The 20,243-nt window shown below is 61.9% G+C and carries 16 protein-coding genes; 8 read left to right on the forward strand and 8 right to left on the reverse strand.

Going from position 1 to position 20,243, the window contains the following annotated elements; all coding sequences use genetic code 11:
* Positions 1–71: 71 nt before the first annotated feature.
* The 8 genes from OGM81_10480 to OGM81_10515 all read left to right on the forward strand — a co-directional run bounded on the left by OGM81_10480 (position 72) and on the right by OGM81_10515 (position 8,446).
* Complete coding sequence (locus OGM81_10480) at positions 72–1,436, forward strand: UDP-N-acetylmuramoyl-tripeptide--D-alanyl-D-alanine ligase (protein ID UYJ42760.1); 1,365 nt, start codon at positions 72–74, stop codon at positions 1,434–1,436.
* 59 nt (positions 1,437–1,495) lie between these two features.
* On the forward strand, positions 1,496–2,509 hold the full coding sequence (mraY, locus tag OGM81_10485; GenBank protein UYJ42761.1) for a phospho-N-acetylmuramoyl-pentapeptide-transferase: 1,014 nt from the start codon (positions 1,496–1,498) through the stop codon (positions 2,507–2,509).
* Positions 2,510–2,541: 32 nt separating this feature from the next.
* Complete coding sequence (locus tag OGM81_10490) at positions 2,542–3,831, forward strand: FtsW/RodA/SpoVE family cell cycle protein (protein UYJ42762.1); 1,290 nt, start codon at positions 2,542–2,544, stop codon at positions 3,829–3,831.
* A 74-nt stretch (positions 3,832–3,905) separates the two neighbouring features.
* The gene (gene murG / locus OGM81_10495) at positions 3,906–5,021 is read left to right on the forward strand and encodes an undecaprenyldiphospho-muramoylpentapeptide beta-N-acetylglucosaminyltransferase (protein UYJ42763.1); all 1,116 of its coding nucleotides are present in this window, start codon (positions 3,906–3,908) and stop codon (positions 5,019–5,021) included.
* 196 nt (positions 5,022–5,217) lie between these two features.
* Complete coding sequence (locus OGM81_10500; protein UYJ42764.1) at positions 5,218–6,489, forward strand: FtsQ-type POTRA domain-containing protein; 1,272 nt, start codon at positions 5,218–5,220, stop codon at positions 6,487–6,489.
* Between the two features lie 106 nt (positions 6,490–6,595).
* Entirely contained in the window at positions 6,596–7,096 is a 501-nt protein-coding gene (locus OGM81_10505) for an RNA polymerase sigma factor (protein ID UYJ42765.1), read from the forward strand.
* Positions 7,093–7,665 (forward strand): zf-HC2 domain-containing protein, encoded by a 573-nt coding sequence (locus tag OGM81_10510; GenBank protein UYJ42766.1) that lies wholly within the window; start codon positions 7,093–7,095, stop codon positions 7,663–7,665. The genes OGM81_10505 and OGM81_10510 overlap by 4 nt, the downstream gene beginning before the upstream one ends.
* On the forward strand, positions 7,649–8,446 hold the full coding sequence (locus OGM81_10515; protein ID UYJ42767.1) for a hypothetical protein: 798 nt from the start codon (positions 7,649–7,651) through the stop codon (positions 8,444–8,446). Before OGM81_10510 ends, OGM81_10515 begins: the two co-directional genes overlap by 17 nt.
* A 124-nt stretch (positions 8,447–8,570) precedes the next feature.
* Here OGM81_10515 and purB read toward each other — a convergent pair whose 3' ends face one another.
* The 8 genes from purB to purF form a co-directional block, all read right to left on the reverse strand.
* The gene (purB, locus tag OGM81_10520; GenBank protein ID UYJ42768.1) at positions 8,571–10,007 is read right to left on the reverse strand and encodes an adenylosuccinate lyase; all 1,437 of its coding nucleotides are present in this window, start codon (positions 10,005–10,007) and stop codon (positions 8,571–8,573) included.
* A gap of 20 nt (positions 10,008–10,027) precedes the next feature.
* On the reverse strand, positions 10,028–13,714 hold the full coding sequence (locus OGM81_10525) for a phosphoribosylformylglycinamidine synthase (protein ID UYJ42769.1): 3,687 nt from the start codon (positions 13,712–13,714) through the stop codon (positions 10,028–10,030).
* Positions 13,715–13,728: 14 nt separating this feature from the next.
* On the reverse strand, positions 13,729–15,012 hold the full coding sequence (gene purD, locus OGM81_10530) for a phosphoribosylamine--glycine ligase (protein UYJ42770.1): 1,284 nt from the start codon (positions 15,010–15,012) through the stop codon (positions 13,729–13,731).
* 67 nt (positions 15,013–15,079) lie between these two features.
* Entirely contained in the window at positions 15,080–16,261 is a 1,182-nt protein-coding gene (locus OGM81_10535; protein ID UYJ42771.1) for a phosphoribosylaminoimidazolecarboxamide formyltransferase, read from the reverse strand.
* A 1-nt stretch (position 16,262) separates the two neighbouring features.
* Positions 16,263–16,994, reverse strand: a complete 732-nt coding sequence (locus tag OGM81_10540; GenBank protein UYJ42772.1) for an IMP cyclohydrolase — start codon at positions 16,992–16,994, stop codon at positions 16,263–16,265.
* Between the two features lie 3 nt (positions 16,995–16,997).
* On the reverse strand, positions 16,998–17,591 hold the full coding sequence (gene purN / locus OGM81_10545; protein ID UYJ42773.1) for a phosphoribosylglycinamide formyltransferase: 594 nt from the start codon (positions 17,589–17,591) through the stop codon (positions 16,998–17,000).
* On the reverse strand, positions 17,588–18,628 hold the full coding sequence (purM, locus tag OGM81_10550; GenBank protein UYJ42774.1) for a phosphoribosylformylglycinamidine cyclo-ligase: 1,041 nt from the start codon (positions 18,626–18,628) through the stop codon (positions 17,588–17,590). The genes purN and purM overlap by 4 nt, the downstream gene beginning before the upstream one ends.
* A gap of 127 nt (positions 18,629–18,755) precedes the next feature.
* Positions 18,756–20,219, reverse strand: a complete 1,464-nt coding sequence (gene purF, locus OGM81_10555; protein ID UYJ44995.1) for an amidophosphoribosyltransferase — start codon at positions 20,217–20,219, stop codon at positions 18,756–18,758.
* Between the last annotated feature and the right edge of the window lie 24 nt (positions 20,220–20,243).

Here is a 20,243-nt window from a genome sequence, read left to right on the forward strand (position 1 = left end):
AAAGGCCCCCCTCTGGGAGGCTTTCCGCCTGACATACTACTCGCATATCCATAGAATAAGGAGGCAATCCCATGCAAACCATTCCTGCCAACGAACTGCTGGCTGGCCTGACTTTGGCCGAGCCGGCGGACATCCACGCTGTTGTTACCGACAGCCGCAAGGTCGAGCCCGGCTGCGTGTTCGTCTGCTTCCCCGGTGAGCGCGTCGACGGCCATACCTTCGCCGCCGGTGCTTACCGGAACGGCGCCGCCTATATCATCGCCAACCACCCCGTGGACGGCGTGCCCGAGGACCGCACTGTCATCGTGCCGGACAGCGCCCGCGCCATGATCCGCATGGCCTCCAACTACCGCATGCTGTTCAGCCCCAAGATGATCGGCGTTACCGGCAGTGTGGGCAAGACCACCACCAAAGAGTTCTGTTACGCCGTCCTCTCCGCCTTTGGCAAAACCCTCAAGACCGAGGGAAACCAGAACAACGACATCGGTGTGCCCAACACCCTGTTCCGCCTGGATAACGACACCCGGTACGCCGTGGTGGAGATGGGCATGGACCACCTGGGTGAGATCGAGCGGCTGACCCGCTGCGCCCGCCCCTCCGCCGGCATCATCACGATGATCGGCGTGTCCCACCTGGAAAATCTCGGCACCCGCGAGAATATACTGAAAGCAAAAATGGAGATCTGCGCAGGCCTGCCTGACGGCGCGCCCCTGGCCCTGAACGCCGACAACGACCTGCTGCCCACCGCCAGCGTACCGGCCCGCCTGCGCCCTGTATGGTTCGGCATCGAGAGCGAGACCGCCGATGTACGCGCCGCGGATATCCACACCGGCACCGAAGGCACGACCTTTACGCTGGTGGATAAGGCCTACGGCAGCTTTGCCGTGTCCATCCCCACCGCGGGCCTGCATACCGTGTACGACGCCTTGGCCGCCTACGCCGCCGCCACCCGCCTGGGGCTGGACCCCGCCCGGTGCGCCGCCGCGCTTTCCCGCTACCAGGCCACCGGCATGCGCCAGCATATCGTGGAGAAGGGCGGCATCACCTTTATCGAGGATTGCTACAACGCCAGCCCGGACAGCATGAAAGCTGCCCTCTCGGTGCTGAAAGCCCTGCCCAACGCGCGCAAGATCGCCCTGCTGGGCGACATGCTGGAACTGGGCGACGCCAGCGAGAGCGGCCACCGCGCAACAGGGGAGTGGGCCGCCGATGCGGGCGTGTCCCTGCTGATCGCCTACGGCCCCAACAGCGCCGCCATGGTCGAAGCCGCTAAAAACCGTGGTATTGCAACTGTGCATTGCCAAACGGCCGCAGAAGTGTTACAATACTTGCAGCAGTCTGTCCGCCCCGGCGATGCAGTGCTGGCCAAAGCCAGCCATGCCATGAAACTGGATGAGATCCTGGCGGACTTTTACGCTGCTTTGCCGCAGGCGTAACGCACAGCCCCGTGCAGCCGCGCCTACGTTTTACTTGAGAAATATGGAGGAATGACTGCATGGAGCCTACTGTCTCCGCAATTTTAGCCGCCGGTGCCGTTGGCGGCTTTGCCGTTACGGCTATCACCTGCTGGCTGTTGATCCCGGCTTTGCACCGCCTGCACTTTGGCCAGACCATCCGCGAGGAAGGCCCGACCTGGCACAACAAGAAAAACGGCACCCCCACCATGGGCGGCCTTGGGTTTATCTTTGGCATCTTGCTCACCATCGGCGTCGTGTACGGGCTGTTCCACAGCTCTGCGCCGGAGGTGCTGGGCCCCCAGCAGATGGCTGCCGGCATGCTGGTGCTGTTTCTGGCCTTCGGCAACGGCCTGATCGGCTTCCTCGATGACTTCATCAAGGTCATCAAGCACCGCAATCTGGGGCTTACTGCCTGGCAGAAGATCGTTTTGCAGGTCGCTGTCACCGTCGGGTTTATGATCGGCTTACACAGCCTGGGCCTGCTCTCCACCAGCGTCATGTTCCCGGTAGCGGGTATGGTCGATCTGGGGCTGGCTTACTATCCCATCGCATTCTTCGGCATTATCTTCCTGGTCAATGCTGTTAACCTGACCGACGGCCTGGACGGCCTGTGCACCGGCGTGACCTTTGTGTCCATGCTGGGCTACCTGCTGGCAGGCAGCCTGCTGGGCTTTGTACATGTTTCGCTGCTGGCGGCCACCACCGCCGGCGCCTGCGTGGGCTTTCTGCTGTGGAACTTCTACCCGGCCAAAGTCTTTATGGGCGATACCGGCAGCATGTTCTTTGGCGGCATGGTCACGGCGCTGGCTTTTGTGATGGACCGCCCGGAGCTGGTGCTCTTCTTCGGCATCGTTTATATCTGGGACGCTATGACTGTGGTCATCCAGCGCATCTACTTCAAGGCCACCCACGGCAAGCGCATCTTTAAAATGACCCCCATCCACCACGCCTTTGAGCTGCGCGGCTGGAAAGAGGTCAAGATCGACGGCTTCTTCGCCCTCATCGCCGCCATCGGCGTGGCGATGGGCATTTTCTACATCTGCATCGCATAATCAACCATAAGCAACAAGGAGGCTTGCACCCATTGGTTACGCATCTGTATGGCATTTTGGGTGTGATCCTTGACCGCACCTTTGGTAATATCATCCGCATGCTGCGGGTCATCCGCCTGCCCAAAGAGGAACGGGGCCATCTGTCCTGGACCTTTGTGGGCACGCTGGCTGTCATATTGGCCTACGGGCTGATCATGATGTTCTCGGCCAGCTATTCCAGCGGCTACACCAACCATGGCGGCAACATCTACTACTTCATCAAGCCCCAGGCCATCGTGGCCGCGGTGGGCTTTGTCGTCATGCTGGGCGTGTCGCTTATCAACTACCGTGCGCTGCGGTATATGTTCTGGACATTTTACGTCATCACGCTGGCGCTGCTGGTGCTGGCGCTGTTCATGCCCAGTGACAATAACGGCTGCTACCGCTGGGTCTACCTGCCGGGCGGCATGTCCCTGCAGCCCTCGGAGCTGGCCAAGTTTGCCGTCATTTTGGGTACGGCGGATATTTTGGACCATCACCAGCGGGAGATCAAAAGCCTGTTCCAGTGTGTTTTCAAGCCCGCCTGCCTGCTGATTCCCATTCTGGTTTTGCTGAAGCTGGAACCCCACAACTCGGCCATGCTGCTGATGGCCATGATCTTTGCCACCATGCTGGTGTGCGCCGGGGCAGGCGGCGTAAAGCTGTGGGCTGTTGCTGTCCCGGCCGGTGTGGCTGTCCTGGCGTATTTTATCAAGTCTCTGGCCTCCGGCGACGGTTATGCGTCAGAGCGTCTGGGCGGCGTCTGGGGCCTGACCCCCACCGATACCGCCGGTATGCTGTGGCAGACCCGCCAAAGCATCTACGCCATCTCCACCGGCGGTCTGTTCGGCGTGGGCATCGGCAACAGCGTGCAAAAGCACCAGTGGCTGCCCTACGCCGAGAACGACTTTATCTTCGCCGTCGTGTGCGAGGAACTGGGCTTTATCGGCGCCATCGCATTGATCGTGCTGTTCGGTGCCCTCATTGTGCAGGGCATTGCCATCGCCCTCAACGCACCGGATTTCTTCGGCTCGTTGCTGGGCATCGGCATCATGGCGCAGGTCGCCTGGCAGGTGTTCTGCCATATCGGCGTGGCCACAGCGCTGCTGCCCAACACCGGCATCAGTTTGCCGTTCTTCTCCTACGGCGGCACCAGCTTGCTGATTTTGCTGGGTGAGATGGGCATCATGCTAAGCATATCCCGCGCCGGAAACGGCCGCCGTGAGGCCCGCCGCCAGCGGGAACAGGAGGAAATGGAAAACCGCCTGCGCCAGAAAAGCACCTACCGCCGCCGCAGAGTTTGACGGCAGAAATCTATAAGGCAACGCCGCAGGCCCCCAAAGGGGTGCAGCGGTCTGCCTGAAAAAGGGGAGTTAGTATGCGTGTTCTGATTGCTGCCGGCGGTACAGCCGGTCATATCAACCCGGCGCTGGCCATTGCAGGTGCCCTGAAAGCCGCCGAGCCGACCGCCGAGATCCACTTTGCCGGTCGCCGCGAGGGCATGGAGTACGGCCTTGTCACGAAGGCCGGGTATCCCTTCCATCACATCGAGATCAACGGCTTTCAGCGCCGCCTGAACGCCGAGAACATCGTGCGCAACGTCATTGCCCTGTGGCATCTGGCGCTGTCCGGTCCCCGCACCCAGAAGATCCTGAACGAGGTCAAGCCTGACCTGGTCATCGGCTGCGGCGGTTACGTCAGCGGCCCCGTGGTGCGCGCCGCTGCCAAGCGTGGCATCAAGACTGCCATCCACGAGCAGAACGCCTTCCCCGGTGTGACCAACAAGCTGCTGGCCAAGGATGTGGATGTGGTACTGGCCGCCAGCGCTGATGCGGTGGAGAAGCTGGGAGCCCCCGAAAAGACCACCGTGGTAGGCAACCCTGTCCGCCCCGAAGTGCTTACCGCCGACCGCGAAGCCGCCCGCCGCAACCTGAAGGCTGGCGACCGCACCGTTATCCTGAGCTTTGGCGGCAGCCTGGGCGCTGACCGCATCAACCAGGTGGTAGCGGACCTCTGCGCCTGGGAAAAGCAGCAGGGGGCGAACGTGCTGCACCTGCATGCCACCGGCAGCCGCGGCGTAGAGCTGTTCGATAAGCTGGAAAAAGAAAAAGGCTTTGCCCCCGGTGAGAACCTGGTTGTCACGCCCTACATCAACAATATGCCCCAGCTGTTGGCCGCCGCAGATTTGGTCATTGCCCGCTCCGGTGCGCTGACGCTGGCCGAACTGGAGGCCGTGGGCCGCGCGTCCATCCTGATCCCCAGCCCCAACGTGGCCGAGAACCACCAGTATTACAATGCCCTGGAACTGCAAAAGGCCGGTGCCGCCGTCGTCATCGAGGAAAAGAACCTGACCGGCGAGGGGTTGATCGAAACCGTGCAGCAGCTGCTGGCCCAGCCCGGCAAGCTGGCCGAGATGGGCGCCAACGCCAAGACCCTGGGCAACCCGCACAGTTTGGAGCTTATCACCGCCAAGCTGCTGGAACTTGTCAAATAATGCAACCATATTGTAACCGGAGTGGAGAGCGTATCCGCGGTCTCCGCTCTTGTTTTTTTGTATCGTTTCTTCTATAATAAATGTAAACTGTAAAAGTATGCTTTGCAGGGGCGCACAGTGCGCATCCGCTGGCCGATGCTCGTCATCGGCCCCTACAATCTAAATTATTTACCTGAATAGAAGGGAGGGCCGACCCATGGATTATAACCAGCGCAGCCGCGGGCAAAAGTCCGGGGCCGGTCATCCTGCCCGTGCGCCCCGCCGCAGCGTAAGCAGCCGCATGGGGCTGGAAAAACGCGGCGTACCTGCCCAGCAGCCCCCGCGCGGCAATGCCCCGCGTCCCAATCAGCAGCGCGGCCCCAATCAACCGCCCCGCAGCGGCCAGCCCCCGCGGCAAAACCGCCCCGGCCAAAATCAGTCCAACAATGGCCGCCGCCCCCGCCCGCAGCAGCAGATCAACCCGCAAAAAAGCGGCTACACGCCCGGCTCGCCCCGCCGCCAGCGCCGCGTGACCCAGGCGGAGATTTTACGCCGCACGCGCCGCCGCCGCTTTCTGGGGATGCTGGCCGTGCTGGCCGTGCTGGCCATCGGCGCGTTCGTGTCGGTCAACCTGCTGTTCAAGGTGGCCATCTTCCGGGTCGAGAACTTCGACCACAGCACCCCCGCCGACACCGGCATTTATACCGAGGATGAGATCGTCTCGGCGCTGAATATCGAGAAAAACTCCAACCTTTTCGCCTTCTCCACTGCCGAAAAGACCAAGGAATTACAGGCACAGTTCCCGTATCTGGACAAGGTGGAAGTGACCGTCCAGATGCCCGCCACCGTGGTGGTGCGCCTGACCCCCGCTACCGAGCGATTCACCTGCATGTACTCCGGCGGGTGGATGGTCCTCAGCGATGCGCTGCGCATCCTGCGGTTGGAGGTCTCCCAGCCCGAGGGCCTGATCCTGCTCAACGCCAAACTGCCGGACAATTTCAGCCCTGCCATCGGTCAGCAGGTCATCCCGGAAACCTATAACTCGCTGCTGGCCCGCACCGAATCGTCAGCCGAGTCGGACAGCACCGACGCCACACCGGAATCCGCCCAGCCCACGGTAACCGATATTGTCACCCAGCTGTGGCAGCTTTTGCAGGACGACGGCCTGCTGGACGGCCTGACCGCGCTGGACATCAGCGATACCAGCCAGCTCTCCTTCACCTACCAGGGACGCGTGGACGTGCTGCTGGGCAACAGCAGCAGCCTGGATTACAAGCTGCGCCTGGCCGCCAAGATCCTGACCGACCCCGACAAGGGGCTTTCCGGCAGCGACCGCGGCACCCTGGACGTGAGCGACCAGCTGGAGGACGGCGAGATCCGCGGCTACTTCCAGCCCTATGAGCAGCCCACTCCCACGCCGGAACCTGCCCCGGAGCCTGACCCGGAATCAGAAAACGCGGAAAACGCCGAGGAACCCCCAACCGAATAACCCCCTTGCCCCAGCCTTGTGCCGGGGCAATTTTTGTATCTGCCTGTAACGCGGGCGCAAAAAACCGCACTAATAGGATGAACGCCAACAGAAAGGAGGGCAGCGGATGCCGTACCCAGAACTGGAAGAACTGTATAACACCTACCGCACCGACCTGTACCGCTACCTCTGCCACCTGACCCACGACCCCGCCGAAGCTGAGGACCTGTTGAGCGAGACCTTTCTGCGGGCGCTGCGACGGCTACACACCTACCGCGGAGATTGTGCAGTCAAGACCTGGCTGTTCGGCATTGCCCACAACGTCTGGCTGGAAAGCCTGCGCAAGCGCCGCCCTACCGTCAGCGCCGACGACCTGTTAGAGACCTACCTGACCGACGACACCCTGCCGGACCACACCGATACCCGCCTGCAATGGCAGCGGGTACAGGCACTATTACAGCAAAAAGATGACCGTGCCCGCCGCGTGGTGCAGCTGCGGGCACAAGGCTACAGCTACGCCGAGATCGCCGCGCGGCTGGGCATCAGCGAAAGTTCGGCTCGCGTCATCGAGCACCGCACTCGCACCTGGCTAAAACAACAACTTGCAAAGGAGGGCTACGACCTGTGAAAGAAGCCGCCGAAATCAAAAAAATCCCCTGCGCGGTCTGCCGCGACCTGATGCCTCTGGTGCAGGACGGCGTAGCCAGCCCGGAAAGTGAAGCGCTGGTAAAAGCCCACCTGGCCGCCTGCCCGGCCTGCCGCGCTTTGCGGCAGAGGGCAGACGCCCCCGCCGTGCCGGAACTGCCCGCCCCGGATGACGGTAAGATCCTGCAAAAACTGCGCCGCCGATACAGCACCCATTTGCTGCTGCTGGCCTTTGTGGGCATTGCGGCGGGCGTGGCCCTGGGGTATACAGGCAGCGCCAACTGGGTCATCCTGTTCCTGCCGTGTGTCTGGACTGTTCTGACCTGCCGGGATACCGGCATGGGCAAGCCGCTGCTGCTGTTTACGCTGGGGCTGGCCGTGCTGGATGCTATCATAAAGCAGACGGCTTATTTGAAATCATTCTCGCTTAGCAATTTCTTATGGAATCTGGCGTCCGGCTGTATCTTGTACGCTGTTTTGGGCGGCATAGGCTGGCTGATCGGCTGGTTGCTGCACTATGCAAAGGAGAGTACCCATGAAAACAAAGAATAAAAAGACGAAAACCATGCGCCGCCTGGCGCTGGCGGCGGCCCTGCTGCTGATTTTGGCGCTGCTGCTGGCCTTTGATGCCATCAACGGCGACCCGCTCAGCCAACAGTGGGCCATATACCGGGCTATTCGATATGCGGAAAAGCTATATCCGGAGGAAACATTTCACTGGGACCAGCGCACCGCCGCTGATGGACAGTTCTTCCACTATGTGGTATACGTTCAGTCTGACCAGAGCAGTGACACAAACTTTGCAGTGCAGACGCGGTTCTGGCTGCTGACTGATGATGAAATCCGGGGTAAGGAGCTTGAGCCAGACCATGTGTTCTGTGTAGACCACCGCTGGAACACCGCTTACCGCCTGGGGGATGAAGCTGCCCAGCAGGCAGCCGCGTATCTGACCGTGCAGGCCCCGGAATTAAACTTTGCATCTGTCTACGGCGCAAAGGGCAACACGGTAGAGATCGACCTTTGCTATACCGAGCAGGACGGCATGACCCCGGCTAACTATGTGGATGATCTGCCGCTGGATGCCGCCTTTGACAAAGCCCTGCTGCAAAAGGTGCCCAGCCGCCTGTGCGCACAAGTGCTGTGCGATGGAAAACCTACCGAGGCGGACATGCAAACCGTCCTGCACACCCTCAAGCAGGTGCTGGAAAGCAACGGCATGCCGATCACCTATTACGACATCACCCTTGTGCCCACCGGCGATTACGCTGACCACAGCGCGTTTATGGTGGATGTGTTGGAATCCGGCCTGACGTCCGCCGATACAATTGCATAAAAAATACCCGTATTGCCTTTTAGTAAGGCAGTACGGGTATTTTGCTGTTCTGTAGGGGGCGATGCTTATCATCGACCCGCGGGCGGATGCAAGCATTCGCCCCTACAATTTACGATGCAATAAATCAGACGTTCAGCTCCACATGCTGGCCCAGGTCCTCTTTGTTGGCGTCCAGCACGGGCTGGATGACGTCACGCAGGAACTCGGTGACCTGCTCGGCGCTGCGGCCGGTGAAGGCCTCGGGGCTCAGCTCGGCCTCGATCTCCTCGCGGCTCAGGCCGAAGGCGGGGTCAGCCTCCACGCGGGCAATCATGTCATTGGGCTTGCCCTCCTGCTTGACCACAGCGGCTGCGGCCACGGCATGCTCACGCAGGCGCTCGTGCAGCTCCTGACGGTCGCCGCCCTTCTTGACGGCCTTCATCATGATGTTCTCACTGGCCATAAACGGCAGCTCAGCCATCACCCGGGCACGCACGACCTTGGGGTAAACCACCAGACCGTCCGAAACATTCAGCAGGATGTTCAGGATAGCGTCAGCGGCCAGGAAGCCCTCGGCCATCGCAATGCGCTTGTTGGCAGAGTCGTCCAGCGTACGCTCAAACCACTGGGTGCCGGCGGTCATGGCGGGGTTCAGCACGTCCACCATCAGGTAGCGGCTCAGGGCACAGATGCGCTCACACCGCATGGGGTTGCGCTTGTAGGGCATGGCCGAGGAACCGATCTGGTTCTTCTCAAACGGCTCTTCCATCTCTTTAAAGTTGGCCAGCAGGCGGATGTCGGTGGCCATCTTCATGGCGCTCTGGCCCAGGCCTGCCACGGCGGACAGCACATTGTAGTCCACCTTGCGGCTGTAGGTCTGGCCGCAGACAGGCACGACCTTGGTAAAGCCCATCTGGGCGCAGACGTCAGCCTCGACGGCCTTGATCTTGGCGGAATCGCCGCCGAACAGCTCCATAAAGCTGGCCTGGGTGCCGGTGGTACCCTTGACGCCGCGCAGCGCCAGCTGGCCGATCTGGTGGTCGATCTCCTCCAAATCCATGTACAGCTCGTTCATCCACAGGGTGGCGCGCTTGCCGACGGTGGTCAGCTGGGCGGGCTGGCAGTGGGTGTAGGCGAGGCAGGGCATATCCTTGTACTCGTCGGCAAATTTGGCCAGGTTCGCCAGCACGCCGATGATCTTCTTGCGCACCAGCTGCAAAGCCTCGCGCATGATGATGACGTCGGTATTATCGCCCACATAGCAGCTGGTAGCACCCAGATGGATGATACCCTTGGCCTTGGGGCACTGCAAACCGTAGGCGTAGACGTGGCTCATGACGTCATGGCGCACCAGCTTTTCGCGGGCGATGGCATCCTCGTAGTTCACATCGTCCTTGTGGGCTTCCAGCTCGGCAATCTGCTCATCGGTGATGGCAAGGCCCTGCTTCTGCTCGGCCTTGGCCAGCGCGATCCACAGCTTGCGCCAGGTGCGGAACTTGTTGTCGTCCGAGAAGATATACTGCATTTCGTCGGAGGCATAGCGGGTCGAGAACGGGGAAATATAACGGTCATGTTGTGCCATGGGAAAAGTCCTCTACTTTCTTACAGCTTAAAATAGTTCACGCCGCCCTCAAAGATAGGCTGGTACTTGTCGCCGGTAACGTTCTTGTACAGGCGTTCGCCGTAGCGTTCGCTGTGGCCCATTTTGCCAAAGACGCGGCCATCCGGGCTGGTGATGCCCTCGATAGCCATTACGGAGCCGTTGGGGTTGTAGCGCAGGTCCATGGTGGGCTGGCAGGTCAGGTCGACGTACTGGGTGGCGATCTGGCCGTTGTCGATCAGCTGGTTCAGCAGCGTCTGACTGCAGACAAAGCGGCCCTCGCCGTGGCTGATGGCGATCAGGTGCTCATCGTTGATGTCGCAGCGGCTCAGCCAGGGACTCTTGTTGCTGGCAACGCGGGTGCGCACCAGCATGCTCTGGTGGCGATGGATGGTGTTGAAGGTCAGGGTCGGGTCATCGGCCGTGATGGGGCGGATCTCGCCGTAGGGGACCAGGCCCAGCTTGATGAGAGCCTGGAAGCCGTTGCAGATGCCCAAGGCCAGGCCGTCGCGCTGGTTCAGCAGGCGGTTGACGGCATCGGCCACAGCGGGGGAGCGGAAGAACGCCGCGATGAACTTGGCGGAGCCGTCCGGCTCGTCACCGCCGGAGAAGCCGCCCGGCAGCATCAGGATCTGGGCTTCGTCCAGCTCCTTGACCAGGGCTTCACAGCTCTCGGCAACATCGGCGGGGGTCAGGTTTTTCAGCACCAGAATGTGCGGGTCGCCGCCGGCCTGGCGGAAGGCGCGGGCGGTATCATACTCACAGTTGGTGCCGGGGAAGACGGGGATGATGACCCGCGGGGTAGCCAGGCGCACAGCGGGGGCCACGCGCTTGTTGGTGGGGCAGTCATGCTCCAGCGCAGGCACAGTCGGGCCGGCCTTGCGGTAGGGGAAGACCGGCTCCAGCTTGGCTTCCCACTTCTCCTGCAGCTTGGCCAGGTCGATCATCTCTTTGCCGGCTTCCAGCGTGTAGTCCACGGTGGTAAAGCCCAGGAACTCGCCGGCGGACGGGTCCAGCAGCTCCAAAATCACGCTGCCGTAAGCGGGCTTGAACAGGTCGTTGAAGTTCAGGTCGTTGGAGAGCTGCAGGCCCACATGGTTGCCCACGCACATCTTGAACAGGGCCTCGGCAACGCCGCCGTAACCGGGGGTAGCGGCAGACAGCACCTTGCCTTCGTCGATCATCTGCTCGACGGTCTTGTAGATGGCGATCAGGCTGCCGATTTCGGGCAGGCCGTCCTTATACTGGGGACGCAGCAAAACAACGGCGCTGTTGGCTTTCTTGAACTCGGGGCTCTGCACATCGCGGGTATTGCCGATGGCGGTGGCAAAGCTGACCAGCGTGGGGGGAACATCCAGGCCTTCAAAGCTGCCGGACATGGAGTCCTTGCCGCCGATGGAGGCAATGCCCAGGCCCATCTGGGCATCCAGGGCACCCAGCAGGGCGGCCAGCGGCTTGCCCCAGCGCTCGGGCTTGTCGTTCATGTGCTCAAAGTATTCCTGGAAGGTCAGGTACATATTCTCGTGGTGGAAACCGGCGCACACCAGCTTGGTGATGCTCTCGACCACGGCCAGATAAGCGCCGCGGTAGGGGTCGGCCTCGGTCAGGTAGGGGTTGAAGCCCCAGGCCATGCCGGAGCAGGTGGTGGTCTCGCCGTCCACGGGCAGCTTGGCAGCCATGGCCATGGAGGGGGTCAGCTGGTACTTGCCGCCGTAGGGCATCAGCACAGTGGCTGCGCCGATGGTGGAGTCGAAGCGCTCGCCCAGACCCTTCTGGCTGCAGACGTTCAGGTCGGAGACCAGGTGCTCCATCTTCTGCTCAAAGGTAGCACCGGCAAACTGGGGCTGCCAGACATGACCCTTGAGGATGTGTACGTTGGCGTGACGCTCGGCACCGTTGGAGTTCAGGAACTCGCGGGAGAGGTCGACGATGGCCTTGCCGTTCCAGAATTCGCGCATGCGCTTTTCCTCGGTAACGGTGGCAACGATCGTAGCTTCGAGGTTTTCCTCGGCGGCGTACTGCATAAAGGTCTCGGCATCCTCGGCAGCGACAGCCACGGCCATACGCTCCTGGCTCTCGGAGATGGCCAGTTCGGTGCCGTCCAGACCCTCGTATTTCTTGGTGACCTTGTTCAGGTCGATCTTCAGACCGTCGGCCAGCTCACCGATGGCAACAGAGACACCGCCTGCGCCAAAGTCGTTGCAGCGCTTGATGAGGCGGCAGGCATCCTCGCGGCGGAACAGACGCTGCAGCTTACGCTCGATGGGGGCGTTGCCCTTCTGCACCTCGGCACCGCAGGTCTCCAGGCTGGTCAGCTTGTGGGCCTTGGAGGAGCCGGTGGCGCCGCCGATGCCGTCACGGCCGGTGCGGCCGCCCAGCAGGATGACCACATCGCCGGGGGCGGGTTCCTCGCGGCGGACATGGCTGGCAGGCGTTGCGCCCACGACTGCGCCGATCTCCATGCGCTTGGCAGCGTAGCCGGGGTGATACAGTTCAGAGACCTGGCCGGTGGCAAGGCCAATCTGGTTGCCGTAGCTGGAGTAACCGGCAGCGGCGGTGGTGACCAGCTTGCGCTGGGGCAGCTTGCCGGGCATCGTCTCGGAGACAGGCTTCAGCGGGTCGGCTGCGCCGGTCACGCGCATGGCCTGGTAGACGTAGCTGCGGCCGGACAGGGGATCGCGGATGGCACCGCCGATGCAGGTGGCAGCACCGCCGAAAGGCTCGATCTCGGTGGGGTGGTTGTGGGTCTCATTCTTAAAGAGAAACAGCCAGTCCTGCAGCTCGCCGTCGACATCGCACTTGATCTTAACGGTGCAGGCGTTGATCTCCTCGCTCTCGTCCAGGTTCTTCAGGATGCCGCGCTGCTTCAGGGCCTTGGCGGCGATGGTGGCGCAGTCCATCAGGGTGCGGTTCTTCTTGTCGCGGCCGGTCTCCTCGCGCAGGGCCATGTAGCGGTCAAAGGCAGCCTGCACCAGCTCGTCATCGATCTGCACGTCGTCCAGAATGGTGCCGAAGGTAGTGTGGCGGCAGTGGTCGGACCAGTAGGTGTCGATCAGGCGGATCTCGGTGATGGTGGGGTCGCGGTGCTCGGACTTGAAGTAGTCCTGGCAGAACTTGATGTCGGCGTGGTCCATGGCCAGGCCCTTCTCGTTGCGGAAGGCTTCCAGGGCATCGTCGTCCAGGGAGGTAAAGCCGGTCAGGGTCTCTACCTCGGTGGGGATGGCAAACTCCATCTTGAGGGTGCTGCGCTCCTCAAGGCTGGCTTCGCGTGCCTCGACGGGGTTGATGACGTACTTTTTAATGGCGGCGATGTCGTCCCCGGTCAAATCGCCCTCCAGCAGGTAGACGCGGGCGCTGCGTACGGTGGGGCGCTCGCCCTGGCTGAGCAGCTGGATACACTGACTGGCAGAGTCAGCACGCTGGTCAAACTGGCCGGGCAGGTACTCAACAGCAAAAACGTGCTGGGCCTCGGGCAGGGTGGTGTAGGTGGTGTCTACCGGCGGCTCGCTGAAGACAGTAGGGATGGCCTGCTGGAACAGGACGTTGTCGATACCCTCGACATCATAACGGTTGATGAGCCGCAGACCTTTCAGGGCCTTAATGCCCAGCAGGTCGACCAGCTCGTGGCAAAGGCCCTGAGCCTCGCCGTCAAAACCGGGCTTTTTCTCAACATAAATGCGATATACCATTGTATATTCCTCCGTTACTGCATCGCAGCCAGCGCTCTTGCGCCGATGTCGCTGCGCTTGTGCAGCTTGTCAAAGTGGATGCTCTCGCTGGCAGCGTAGGCTTTTTTCAGTGCCTCGGGCAGGGTGGCGGCGGTGGCCGTCACGCCCAGCACACGGCCGCCGTTGGTGACTAGCTTGCCCTCCTTGATGGCGGTGCCCGCATGGTAGACGGTCACGTCGGCGGCATCCAACTGGCCCTCGGTCAGGCCGGTGATCTCCTTGCCCTTCTCGTAGGCGAGGGGATAGCCGCCGCTGGCCAGAATGACACAGGCGGCAGCGCCGTCGCTGAACTTGACCTCGGTCTTATCCAGCGTGCCGTTGGTGGTAGCCTGCATCACGGTCAACAGGTCGCTTTCCAGCAGGGGCAGCACCACCTGGGTCTCCGGGTCGCCAAAGCGGCAGTTGTACTCGATGACCTTGGGGCCGTCGGGGGTCAGCATCAGGCCAAAGTAAAGGCAGCCCTTAAAGGGGCAGCCCTCGGCCTGCATGGCGGCCACGGTAGGCAGGAAGATCTCCTTCATGCAGCGGTCGGCCACGGCGGGGGTGTAGTAGGGGTTGGGGGCCACGGTGCCCATGCCGCCGGTGTTCAGGCCTTCGTCATGGTCCAGCGCACGCTTGTGGTCCATGCTGGAGACCATCGGCTTGACGGTCTTTCCATCGCAGAAGGACAGCACGCTGACCTCGGGGCCGGTGAGGAACTCCTCGACCACCACATGATTGCCCGATGCACCGAACTTTTTATCCAGCATGATCTCTTTCACGCCGTCGGCGGCTTCCTGCTCGTTCTGGCAGATCAGCACGCCCTTGCCCAGGGCCAGGCCGTCGGCCTTGATGACCACGGGATACTTGCCCTCGGCACGGATGTACGCCATGACCTTAGCGGGGTCGTCGAAGGTCTCGTACTTGGCGGTGGGGATGCCGTATTTCTTCATCAGGTCCTTGCTAAATACCTTGCTGGCCTCGATGCGGGCCGCGGCTTTGTCGGGGCCAAAGGCCGGGATGCCGACCGCCGCCAGGGCGTCGACCATGCCCAAGGCCAGGGGGTCATCCTGGGCAACGACTACATAGTCAAAGGCTTCCTCTTTGGCAAAGGCGACCATGGAGTCCACGTCGGTGGCGGGGATGGCCTTGCAGTGGGCATCGTAGCTGATGCCGCCGTTGCCGGGTGTGCACCAGATCTCGGTGCAGAGGGGGCTTTTTTTCAGTGCGCGGATAATGGCGTGCTCGCGCCCGCCGCCGCCTACAACCAGAATTTTCATAAGCGTCCTCCTTGACAGCACAACAGCCCGCGACGAAAAATCGCCGCAGGCGAGTTGTTTTTTGCGTTTAATGATGGAACAGCCGGATGCCGCAGAACGCCATCGCAATGCCGTACTTGTTGCAGGTATCAATGACCTGCTGGTCCCGGATGGAGCCGCCCGGCTGCACAATGGCCGTTACGCCGCTGCGGCGGGCACGCTCGATATTATCGCCGAAGGGGAAGAAAGCATCACTGCCTAAGGCAACGCCGGTCACGGCATCCAGCCAGGCGCGCTTTTCGTCCAGCGTCAGCGGGGCGGGCTGCTCGGTAAAGGTTTCAGCCCAGACGTCATCGCCGATGACATCCTGCGGCGTATCACCGATGTAGACGTCGATGGCGTTGTCGCGGTTGGGCTTGGCAATGTCGGGGCGGAAGGGCAGGTTCAGCACCTTGGGCATGTGGCGCAGCTGCCAGTTGTCAGCCTTCTGGCCTGCCAGGCGGGTGCAGTGCACGCGGCTCTGCTGGCCGGCACCTACGCCGATGGTCTGGCCGTCCTGCACGTAGCAAACGCTGTTGGACTGGGTGTACTTCAGTACGATGAGGCTGATGATGAGGTCGCGGCGCTGCTCCTCGCTGATGAACTGGTTCTCGGTCACGATGTTCTGCAGCATCGTGGCGTCGCTGATGTCCAGGTCCTGACGGCCCTGCTCGAAGGTCACGCCAAAGACGGTGCGGGTCTCCAGCGGTTTCGGCTCGTAGGCGGCGTCGATCTGCACGATGGCGTAGTTGCCCTTCTTTTTGCTTTTCAGCACTTCCAGCGCGTCAGCATCGTAACCGGGGGCGATGATGCCGTCGGAAACTTCGTGCTGAATGAGCTTGGCGGTGGAGAGGTCGCAGACATCGGACAGCGCGATCCAGTCGCCAAAGCTGGACATGCGGTCGGCGCCGCGGGCGCGGGCGTAGGCGCAGGCCAGGGGAGACAGCTCGGTCTCGGGGGCAATGTGGTACATGGCGCGCAGGGTGTCATCCAGCGGCAGGCCGATGGCCGCACCGGCGGGGGACACATGCTTGAAGCTGGCGGCGGCGGGCTGGCCCAGGGCCTTTTTCAGGTCGCGCACCAGCTGCCAGGAGTTGAACGCATCCAGAAAGTTGATGTAGCCCGGGCGGCCGTTCAGGATCTGCACCGGCAGGTCGGAGCCGTCGGCCATGTAGATGCGGGCGGGCTTCTGGTTGGGGTTGGTGCCGTATTTCAGCTGAAATTCGTTCATATTAACCCTCCACAGCGGTGTATTTGTTCAGGATAACGTCCTCGTAGGTGCCGGTCTCCAGCTCGATGCTGCGCACAAACAGGCTGACCTTGTTATCCTCGTTCAGGTTCTTCCAGAGCTTGTCGGCAAACTTATCGGGGTCGTTCTCATCGATGGCGACGTGCAGCGGTTCCCCGGCAAAGCTGGGGATGGGGGCACCGTTCTTCTGGTAGGTGCTGATGAAGTGGCCCTCACCGGCAACGGGCTGGGGGTAATCGAAGGTATAGCGCTGCACGCTGGCGGCGTTGCCCTCGTTGGATTTGACGATGGACAGCTTGTAGCCGCCGCGGCGCATATCCACCACGCCGGAAATGCGCGGGGTGAAGTTGGGGGCGTCGTCCTCATAAGTACGGGTGGCCAGCGCAGCCTCAAAGCTGTAACCGGGGAAAAGGTTGCCGTTCATGAATTGGGCAATCGTATCGGTCTGGTCGCCGTTGGTGACCACGGTGGTCTCCCGCAGGGTCAGCACGGCGTTATAGATGATGAGGTGCGGGTCTTCCAGCTTGGCGGGGTCAGCGGCCACCGTGCGGATGCCGCCTTCGATAGGCTCAAACACGCGGTTGCGGCTGTTGGCGCTGCGGCCCATGATCCAGTAGGCCACCACGGCCTTTTTGCTGTCGGGGGTCAGGCCCAGCACAATGCCGCGGCCGGGATACTCGTTACCGGCCAGATATTTGTACAGATTTTTCTTCATTGTTTATACCTCATCGCTGCACACCATGGCCAGGGCCTGGGGCAGCAGCTTCCATTCGGCTTCGACCATCACGCGCTTCTGCAGCACCTCGGGGGTGTCGCCGGGCTGGACGGCCACGGCTTTCTGCAAAAGGATAGGCCCGCCGTCGCACTCCTCGTTGACCAGATGCACGGTGGCACCGGTCAGCTTTACGCCCCGGGCCAGGGCGGCTTCGTGGACTTTCAGCCCGTAGAAGCCTGGGCCGCAAAAGCTGGGGATCAGGCTGGGATGCACGTTGATGATCTTGTTGCGGTAAGCGGCAATGACCTTCTCGCCCAGCACGCTCAGGAACCCGGCCAGCACCACCACGTCAATGTTATGGCTTTGCAGGGCGTCCAGCAGGGCGGCGTCAAAGGCGGCGCTGTCAGCATAGTCTTTGCGGCTGACCACGGCGGATTCCACGCCAAAGCTGGCGGCGCGTTCCAGCGCGTAGACGCCGGGCTTGCTGGCGACCACCAGCACGATCCGGCCGTTGGGGTTCTCGCCGCGGCGCTCGCTTTCCAGCAACGCCTGCAGGTTGGTGCCGCCGCCGGAGACCAGAACTGCTACACGCTTCATACCAGTTCCACCCCGTCGCCCTCGACGATGGTGCCCAGGCGGTAGGCGTCCTCGCCGTGGGCCTGCAGGATGGCGATAGCCTTGTCGGCGTCCTCGGGGGCCACGGTCAGCACCATGCCAACGCCCATATTAAAGGTGTTGAACATGTCATGCTCACTGATGCTGCCCTCGCGCTGCATTACATCAAACAGGGCGGGGATGCGCACATCGGCCTTGGCAATGCGGGCGGCGCAGCCCTTCTTCAGGCTGCGGGGGATGTTCTCGTAGAAGCCGCCGCCGGTGATGTGGGAAACGCCCTTGACCTTGACCTCGTCCATCACAGCCAGCACGGGCTTGACGTAGATGCGGGTGGGGGCCAGCAGAGCCTCGCCCAGGGGCTTGTCCATGCCGTCGAAGGTCTTTTTCAGCACATCGGGGTTGTTGTCAATATCAAAAATCTTGCGTACCAGCGAGAAACCGTTGGAGTGCACGCCGGTAGAGGGCAGGGCGATGATGACATCGCCCGCCTGCATGGTGGAGTTGTCCAGGATCTTGGCCTTGTCGACCACACCGACGGTGAAACCGGCCAGGTCGTACTCATCCTCGGGCATCATGCCGGGATGCTCGGCAGTTTCGCCGCCCACCAGGGAGCAGCCAGCCTGCACGCAGCCCTCGGCCACGCCCTTGACGATCTCGGCAATTTTCTCAGGGATGTTCTTGCCGCAGGCGATGTAATCCAGGAAAACCAGCGGCTTGGCACCGGCGCAGATCACGTCGTTGACGCACATGGCCACGCAGTCGATGCCGATGGTGTCGTGCTTGTCCAGCAGCATGGCGATGCGCAGCTTGGTGCCCACGCCGTCGGTGCCGGAGATCAGGACGGGATGCTCCATACCGGAGCAATCCAGCTCAAACAGGCCGCCGAAGCCGCCCAGCCCGCCGATGCAGTTCTCGGTCATGGTGCGGGCGACATACTGTTTCATCAGTTCGACCGAACGATACCCGGCCGTAATATCCACGCCTGCAGCGGCGTAACTGGCAGAATAGCTTTTTTCCATGGTGTACTCCTATCAAAGTAGAGTTTGCGGTAACATGTGTCCGCGGGCATTGACTTCCTGTTGTGTAGGGGCGGATGCGAGCATCGCCCCCTACAAACGTGTGGGAAAATCCATTGCCAACGTTAATTTACAATTTTTTATTGCTGTTGGATTGGCTCAGCGGCTTGTCGTAGACGATGTCCATCGTCTCGGTGGGCGGGGCCACGGGGTACTTGCCGGTAAAGCAGCCGGTGCAGAACCCGCACTTGCTGTGGATGGCCAGCTGCTGCACATGCTCGATGCTCAGGTACCCCAGCGTGTCGGAACCCACCAGCTTGTTGATCTCCTCCACCGTATGGCCGGTGGCAATCAGGTCTTTTTCGTCGGGGATGTCGGTGCCGAAATAGCAGGGGTGGGCGAACGGCGGGGCGCTGATGCGGTAGTGTACCTCGGCGGCGCCGGCCTCGCGCAGCAGGCGGATGGTGCGGGCACTGGTGGTGCCGCGCACGATGGAGTCATCCACCAGCACGACGCGCTTGCCCTTGACCGTGGAGGAGATGGCGTTCAGCTTGATGCGGACGCTGCTCTCGCGCTGGGCCTGGCTGCCCTGAATGAAGGTGCGGCCGACATATTTGTTCTTGATAAAGCCTATGCCGTAGGGGATGCCGCTCTCCTGGGCGTAACCCAGGGCGGCGTCCAGGCCGGAATCCGGCGCGCCGATGACGACGTCGGCCTCGACGGGATGCTCCTGCGCCAGGAAACGGCCGGCCTGCAGGCGGGCCTCATGGACGCAGGTGCCCTCGATGATGGAATCCGGGCGGGCAAAGTAGATGTACTCGAACACGCACATCGTGTGGGGAGCGGTGCCGCAGTGATCCTCGATGCTGCGCAGACCGTTGCGGTCAGCGATGACGATTTCACCGGGCTTGACGTCCCGCACGAATTTGGCGCCGACGGCGTCCAGGGCGCAGCTCTCGCTGGCAAAGGCCCATCCGGAACCATCGGGCAGCTCGCCGATGCACAGCGGGCGGAAGCCGTTGGGGTCGCGGGCGGCGATCAGCTTGGTATGGGTCATGATGACCAGAGAATACGCGCCCTCGATGTCGTCCATCGTGCGGCTGACGGCCATCTCAATGTTGGGGGTCAGCAGGCGGTTCTGGGTCAGCAGGTAGGCGATGACCTCGGTATCCGAGGTGCCGTGGAAGATGGAACCGCTCATCTCCAGCTTACGGCGCAGCTTGGGGGCGTTGACCAGGTTGCCGTTGTGGCATACGGCCATGGCACCCTTGCAGTGATGCAAAATCATCGGCTGCGCGTTGGAACGGCTGCGCTGGCCTGCGGTGGCGTAACGCACGTGGCCGGTGGCCATCTTGGCGCCGCGGGGCAGGTCCTCCAGCACGCGCTTGGTGAACACCTCGCTCACCAGCCCCAAGTCGCGGTGGCCGGAAAGCACACCGTCCACGTTCAGGGCGATGCCGCAGCTTTCCTGCCCGCGATGCTGCAGGGCGTACAGCGCACTGTATACGGCACTGACCATATCGGTCGCGCCGGTCTTATCGTACATGCCAAAGACACCGCACTCCTCGTGCAGGCCCTGGCTGAATTGGGAAATTTCGCTCATTCTATGCTCCGTTCC

This window comes from Oscillospiraceae bacterium (assembly GCA_025758045.1).
Classification (GTDB): Bacteria; Bacillota; Clostridia; order Oscillospirales; family Ruminococcaceae; genus Gemmiger.

What these genes read in the sequence shown, in the direction of transcription:
- OGM81_10480 (UYJ42760.1), top strand. Translation starts at nt 72, where the DNA reads ATGCAAACCATTCCTGCCAACGAACTGCTGGCTGGCCTGACTTTGGCC.
- mraY (UYJ42761.1), top strand. Translation starts at nt 1,496, where the DNA reads ATGGAGCCTACTGTCTCCGCAATTTTAGCCGCCGGTGCCGTTGGCGGC.
- murG (UYJ42763.1), top strand. Translation starts at nt 3,906, where the DNA reads ATGCGTGTTCTGATTGCTGCCGGCGGTACAGCCGGTCATATCAACCCG.
- OGM81_10500 (UYJ42764.1), top strand. Translation starts at nt 5,218, where the DNA reads ATGGATTATAACCAGCGCAGCCGCGGGCAAAAGTCCGGGGCCGGTCAT.
- OGM81_10505 (UYJ42765.1), top strand. Translation starts at nt 6,596, where the DNA reads ATGCCGTACCCAGAACTGGAAGAACTGTATAACACCTACCGCACCGAC.
- OGM81_10515 (UYJ42767.1), top strand. Translation starts at nt 7,649, where the DNA reads ATGAAAACAAAGAATAAAAAGACGAAAACCATGCGCCGCCTGGCGCTG.
- purB (UYJ42768.1), bottom strand. Translation starts at nt 10,007, where the DNA reads ATGGCACAACATGACCGTTATATTTCCCCGTTCTCGACCCGCTATGCC.
- OGM81_10525 (UYJ42769.1), bottom strand. Translation starts at nt 13,714, where the DNA reads ATGGTATATCGCATTTATGTTGAGAAAAAGCCCGGTTTTGACGGCGAG.
- purD (UYJ42770.1), bottom strand. Translation starts at nt 15,012, where the DNA reads ATGAAAATTCTGGTTGTAGGCGGCGGCGGGCGCGAGCACGCCATTATC.
- OGM81_10535 (UYJ42771.1), bottom strand. Translation starts at nt 16,261, where the DNA reads ATGAACGAATTTCAGCTGAAATACGGCACCAACCCCAACCAGAAGCCC.
- OGM81_10540 (UYJ42772.1), bottom strand. Translation starts at nt 16,994, where the DNA reads ATGAAGAAAAATCTGTACAAATATCTGGCCGGTAACGAGTATCCCGGC.
- purN (UYJ42773.1), bottom strand. Translation starts at nt 17,591, where the DNA reads ATGAAGCGTGTAGCAGTTCTGGTCTCCGGCGGCGGCACCAACCTGCAG.
- purM (UYJ42774.1), bottom strand. Translation starts at nt 18,628, where the DNA reads ATGGAAAAAAGCTATTCTGCCAGTTACGCCGCTGCAGGCGTGGATATT.